This window comes from Streptococcus sp. M334 (genome assembly GCF_000187745.1).
In the GTDB taxonomy this organism is placed as follows: domain Bacteria; phylum Bacillota; class Bacilli; order Lactobacillales; family Streptococcaceae; genus Streptococcus.
In genome coordinates this window covers 106,654-112,809 of record NZ_GL732491.1, presented here as the reverse complement: position 1 = coordinate 112,809, position 6,156 = coordinate 106,654, and the positions used below count along the sequence as shown (strand labels likewise).

At 39.1% G+C, this 6,156-nt stretch carries 3 protein-coding genes and 3 pseudogenes; all 6 read right to left on the bottom strand.

What is annotated here, in order from left to right; all coding sequences use genetic code 11:
- Positions 1 to 362, bottom strand: a pseudogene (locus HMPREF0851_RS13560) (IS3 family transposase); the annotation flags it as partial.
- Between the two features lie 57 nt (positions 363 to 419).
- Positions 420 to 684 (bottom strand): annotated as a pseudogene (locus HMPREF0851_RS16535) (hypothetical protein); the annotation flags it as partial.
- 14 nt (positions 685 to 698) lie between these two features.
- Entirely contained in the window at positions 699 to 1,622 is a 924-nt protein-coding gene (locus HMPREF0851_RS13555; RefSeq protein ID WP_000603354.1) for an Rpn family recombination-promoting nuclease/putative transposase, read from the bottom strand.
- 100 nt (positions 1,623 to 1,722) lie between these two features.
- Positions 1,723 to 1,956 (bottom strand): annotated as a pseudogene (locus HMPREF0851_RS13550) (alpha-L-fucosidase); the annotation flags it as partial.
- Positions 1,957 to 2,541: 585 nt separating this feature from the next.
- Positions 2,542 to 2,736, bottom strand: coding sequence for a hypothetical protein (locus tag HMPREF0851_RS16530; protein WP_000694307.1), 195 nt, complete (start codon positions 2,734 to 2,736; stop codon positions 2,542 to 2,544).
- A 72-nt stretch (positions 2,737 to 2,808) separates the two neighbouring features.
- A partial coding sequence (locus tag HMPREF0851_RS15370; protein ID WP_000313088.1) for a ZmpA/ZmpB/ZmpC family metallo-endopeptidase occupies positions 2,809 to 6,156 on the bottom strand: 3,348 nt, incomplete at its 5' end.

The window sequence follows — 6,156 nt, the reverse complement described above, 5'->3', positions numbered from 1 at the left end:
CCATTTTTTAGTATTGGTTCTCCCTTTTTGTTTTTCTTCAACAATAGTTATACCCGTTTTTTCTTGTATTGTGCCATCCAATTTGGAAGCATACCACGATTTGGGAGAGCATATTCGAGAGAAACTCTATCTTGAGACCAATTTTCATGTAGGACTTTATCAATCATTTCTTGTTTTAAACGAGGAGAATAGTAACGATTTTTTCCTTTTTTGACGAACTCTATTCCGTAACGATCAATCAATTTAATCATGTACCTAAGATTAGAATTGTTTATCCCAAATTTATTTGAAAGCTTCTCTAAGCTATATCCTTGTTTTCTAAGTTCATAGATCTGAACTTTATCATCATAAGTTAATTTCATAATAAAAACACCCCAAAAGTTAGATTTTTTCTGTCTAACTTTTGGGGTGCTGTTCAGTTCTAAGCCTTTTTCTTCAGCTTGCTCCAAAGCATAGTCATGAGCCAATAGCGCTTGTTCTTCACGCATACGTAGTTGACTAAACATCTTTCTGTCCTCCTCGGACCAGCTCTTATAGTCCAGCAGTTGGTCTGCCTGACTGATGGCTCGCTCGGGTTCTTGGGTAAAGGGTTTATTCCCAAAAAACTCCAACCACGGTTTGCGAATGCTATCTTTGCTGGTTTCTCTGTATTTTTTTTAATTCCAAGAATGCCATCTTGACTAGTATTGGTGATGGTCTTACAACAGCGCCTCAAACTCAGCGATGGCCATGCCTAACTGCTGGCTGGCAACCTCGGAAGTCAAAAGACCTTGGCGAACCATATCTAGGAAAGTAAAGACTCTTCCTTCAACTTTCCCACGCTCCAGTCCCTGTTCAATACCACGTTCTAAACCTTGTTCAATCCCTTCTGCCCTAGCTGTTTCCAAGGCATAATCCTGAGCCAATAACGCTTGTTCTTCTCGCATACGTAGTTGACTAAACATCTTCCTGTCCTCCTCGGACCAGCTCTTGTAGTCCAGCAGTTGATCTGCTTGGCTGATGGCTCGCTCAGGTTGTTGGGTAAAGGGTTTATTCCCGAAAAACTCCAACCACGGCTTGCGAACCTCGTCTTTGCTGGTTTCTCTGTATTTTTTAAGTTCCAAGAACGCCATCTTGACTAGATGGTTTTCTTGTCCATTGTTTGTGATGGTTAAAACCTCACCTGTCGTGTCCTCTCGCATACTAAAACTGTGAAATGCTAAATCATCTGAGAAATAATTACTATCCACAATAGCGATTGCGTATACTGGAGCAATATGTTTGTAGCTCTGGTGAGTATTGCCCTCTCGTTGGCGAATTTTTTCTAGGTTTTGATTGACCTGACTGCACAGGTAAGCCCATAAACGATTGATGAAAAAATTCTGATGATGGACTTGTATTTCGATAATAACCTGAGTACCGTTATCCAACTCCGCCAAGACGTCTATACTGGTATAGAAATCCTGTGCCGAGTAAGGTAGGGAAGGTAAGACATGAATATTGCTTCCCTCCAAAATCGTCACATTTTTTGCTGGCAAGTCCAGCATATCGCGGATAAATTGACAAGTGATTTCTGGATTGCTAAAAATTTTCTTAACAACCAAGTCATTAGTTGGGCTGATGCCTGGATGTCTTAGAATCATCCACTTCCTCCTTTTATTATACCATAGTTTTAAATCTAGGTTTACTAGATTCACTGCCACTATCTATTTATTCGGAAAGGAAATGAATTGTGAAGATATTTTATCTCGTTTCAACTAAAATATGAGCTTGATCAACCAGTTGTCCATTAACAGTCAGATTCAGATAGAAATCGAGGGTCTTATCAGCAACAAAATACAGGGTTGGTAGGCACAAATCTTTTTTGCTTTCCCCTACTTGGAATTGAAGGACTTGAATCTCGTCCTGATAGACGACACCATGAACACCTGTCCCCGGTTGAATCGAAATCTTAGCTTCCAAAGGGGTACTACTTTCACCAATATATTGAACTACACCATCTTATTAACAACTTTATCCACAATTGTGGAAAAAGTTGTTAATGACTAAACATTTTTTCCTAAAGCCTTTCTGATTCAATACTCAATCATAAAAAATTATTTTTATTACAATGTACAAAGTCTTAACTTTTCTGACGAACTACTACTATTCTCTACCAAAACCCATCCCCTCCTAGCTAACAATTAACATTCAAATTCTCTCCGTTCAACAAATGAAATAATATTGTTTACAAAGATTATCCTAGTTCCAGCCTTGATATTTGCTACATAGAATAGACCATCAATTCAAAAAAAGGATATATAAACTCCATTTAGCAATAATAAATCAGATATATCCCCATGCTTGTCCACGATCTGTGGATAACTTCTGTGAATTATCCAATTTTTTAGAACTCTTTTACTCTCAGTTAACTACTATTTCTGATGTTAATGAGATTTTCCCACTCTTATAAATCTGTGGAAAAGTCTGAAAATCACTCCATGTTCATATAAACTGTCATTTTCAAGAAACAAGGTCATACTCTTCGAAAATCTCTTCAAACCCCGTCAGCGTCGCGTCGCCTTACCGTATGTATATGTAACTGACTTCGTCAGTCTTATCTACTACCTCAAAACGGTGTTTTGAGCTGACTTCGTCAGTTTCATCTACAACCTCAAAACCATGTTTTGAGCTGACTTCGTCAGTTTTATCTGTAATCTCAAAGCTGGACTTTGAGCAACCTGCGACTAGCTTCCTAGTTTGCTTTTTGATTTTCATTGAGTAGCAAATCTGACAAGAACCAAAAAACACCTCTCTGAATGTTCATTCCAGAGAGATGTCCCTTTTGTCTTAACTATTGTAAATCGACTGTCTAAAGTCATCTGAATCTTTGAGATAAGCTTTATAAATCGCTTGTTTCAGTTTTTGAACTGGGGTTTCGATAAAGGTATAGGTGTGAGCAGTTGTTTTGCCTACCTTAATCTGTTTCAACTCCTCTTGGACAGCTTTCTGCATCAATTCACTTAACTTCTGACTTGTCAGACTTATTTCCTGACCTTCATATTGGATTGTCAAAGGTTTCAATTGATTGAGCCTATCCACTCTTTCCTTGATCTGTGCTTTTTTGAACTCAGCATAGCTCTTACCATTCAAAATTTTATTGAAAATGTAAGTATCAGATAAAGGCTTGTTTTCAGCCTCTGCTACTTGTTTGTATTGATTTGAAACATAAGGAACAAATCCTTCATAATAGCCCAAAGCAGCCATCAATTCAAAGGCTTGTTTTCTGAATGTAATATCCCCACTCATACCTTTATCATTTTCACTAACTCCAAAAATTGTATCAAACATATCAACAGTATAGTAACCATTTGCTACAATTTTACCTTTATCTGAAAAACCAGCAATGATATAACGATTAACCATGATATGATTGTCAATCAAACTATCAATATCTGTCAATTTTTTGGCATCTTCTAAGGTCAGAGCTTGAATCTCCTCACTCTTATGAGTCGGTTTAACTGCTGTATTACGGTAATCTACCCAAGTTCTAGGACCTGTTGAAGGAATCGGCATTATTTTTTTGAAATAACTCATCTTGTCTTCTGCAGATAAGTTTCTACTTGCCTCTGCTTCTAGGTAATCTAGAGTATAAAGAACATCAAAACTTCCCTTCATGTAAGATTGCAAATCTTCTGCCGTTTTAAATCGATCAGGTGTTTTATTGTAAAATCCATTCTTATCACTCTCATCATATACAAAATTGAGATTGAAATAAGTATCCTTTTCTGGATTATAGGAGTTTTCAAAAATACCACGCGCATAAAACTCTGCTCCTGTGCCATCTCGACGACCGTGATTATTAAACAAGACCGTTCTATCTAGTAAGTGCGTCATTTCATGAGAATAAGTCGCTGAACCTCTATCATCCAAAACCCTATCTATAAAGTAACGGACACCTAATCCATTGGCCTCAGCTCCCACCTTACTTACTGGAGAATAGTAATTCATAGGAGTCATAAACTGGTCGACCCCCTTATCAGCCCCACTACCAGTAGCTGGTGACCAAGTGTTATCAATCTGGGCATTCGGATTACTTGTATATTTCTTCATCGTATCAATAATCAAGCGATTTGTCAGCAACTTATCACGATTTTCTGGTTTTGTTATACGATAAAGAGTATCAACATAGTTGGCTTGTTGCCCAGCCGCTTTTTCAATTAAAGACTTGACTCTAGCAAGCTCAGCCTGATACTTAGTTGGATTAGACTGCGCAAGAGAAGTATCTATATAGGAACCAATGTTACCGTAAGTAATCGTCGCCATATTACTAATCACGTAAACATGTGGTTCTTTCACATTCAAAAGTCCCAAAATAGCAGCCATATTAGCCTCTTGTTTACGAGAATCCTTTTCCCCAGCTGTCAACTTGCTATATAGCCCGATATACGCTGAAGGATTTTCTTTAGATGGTTTGTCGACAATCATAGCTTGGCTAGATTTTTTAAGCCAAGTATCCGCATCATCTGACGTAAAGAGTTGGCGATTGCTGTCTAAAAATTCCTTCAAACTAGCCTTACCTGTAATAGTAGATAAGTATTTTGTAAATGTTTGAGGACTATTGGTCAATTTCATCTCTTCATAAGACATGGATCCTAATTTTTTCAAACTATCCAAGGCGGTCATTGTCTTATTACCAAATGAGCTTGGATTAAAGGCCAGAATATCACGAATATTCGTGTCCCCAAATTGAATATTATAAAAACGATTGATATAAGACAGTCCCAACAAGATCTGCTCTTTGTATTGCTCCAGCTCTTGTTTGACCTTGCTACGATTTTCAGGGGTATCTCCTATAATTCCCAAAGTATGAGAGGCAATCTTTTTGAAACTTGACTCAGCTTGCGTCTTCGTCTGATCAAAGCTTTCTTGAATTGACAGTTTTTGAAGATACTCTGTGCGCAACATATCTTTGACTTCTTGGTCAGTGATATTTGGGTGTGTTTTTCTGAGCGCAATTCTCTTTGTTATAATATCTCGAGGATCGTAGGTAGGCTCTAACTGTGCTTTTAGTTTACTGTCATGTAAGAAATCTACTGATCTCGCGCTTGTGGTCAGAGCAGACACATCCACAGCATCTTCTCTCTCACTATTAGCCGGAAGTAAGTGTGGTTTATCCTCCTGACTACCAACTAAAATAACTCTCGGTTTCATTGGTTTTGTTATTTGACTCGCTTCTTGAGGATTAATCAATTCACCAGTTTGTTCATTGATAGCGTATGTTCTGGTAAGTGTATTCTCACCAACTTCTCCTTCAGATGCTACCTTTTCTATATTTTTAGCAAGAGAAGAATCCTCTCTTCGCTCCTCGGTAACGGAAATCGGTTGTATTACTTTTTCCACATTACCAACTTGAATCACTTTATCGACTGCTGGATTTACTTGTCTAGTAGTATCAGATACCGTCACCTGACCTGTTGCCTTGTCTAGTTGATAAGTCGTCCTAGTTTCCACCGAACCATCATGCCCCGCAACCGCTACTTCCTGTCGTCTGAACCCCAAAGCAGGATTCACCTGGTAGATCGTTTTATGAGATAGGACAGTAGTTTCAACACTCGGTTTAGTTCCAACTTCTACAACTTGATCAACTTTGTTAGCTACTATTTTGACAGTTTTATTCCCAGAAATATTTCCACTTGCTTGATCTTTAGTATAGGTAGTAGTAACTTGTTCTTGTCCCTCAACACCCGGAATTTTTACTCTTGTAACGCCGTGGTCTAGTTCCTCATTCTTTTCATAAACGGTTTCATAAGGAACAGCTTTGGTCTCCACTTTGGTCTGAGGAAGTTGAGTGTCTTCTTTGTACTCTGGGAGAGCCTCCTGTATCTCAGGCTCACCGGAAACGCCACCTTCATAAGACGGAAGAGACGGCTCTACCGAAGGCTCACCGGAAACACCGCCTTCATAAGACGGAAGCGCTGGTTCTACCAAGGATTCGCCAGAAACACCACCTTCATAAGAGGGAAGGGACGGTTCCACCAAGGATTCGCCAGAAACACCGCCTTCATAAGACGGAAGGGACGGTTCCACCAAGGACTCGCCGAAAACACCGCCCTCATAAGAGGGAAGAGACGGCTCTACCGAAGGCTCACCGGAAACACCACCATCATAAGAGGGAAGGGACGGTTCCACCAAGGA

Coding starts and splice junctions, on each gene's coding strand:
- HMPREF0851_RS16530 (WP_000694307.1), bottom strand. CDS start 2,736: ATGAAAATCAAAAAGCAAACTAGGAAGCTAGTCGCAGGTTGCTCAAAG.
- HMPREF0851_RS13555 (WP_000603354.1), bottom strand. CDS start 1,622: ATGATTCTAAGACATCCAGGCATCAGCCCAACTAATGACTTGGTTGTT.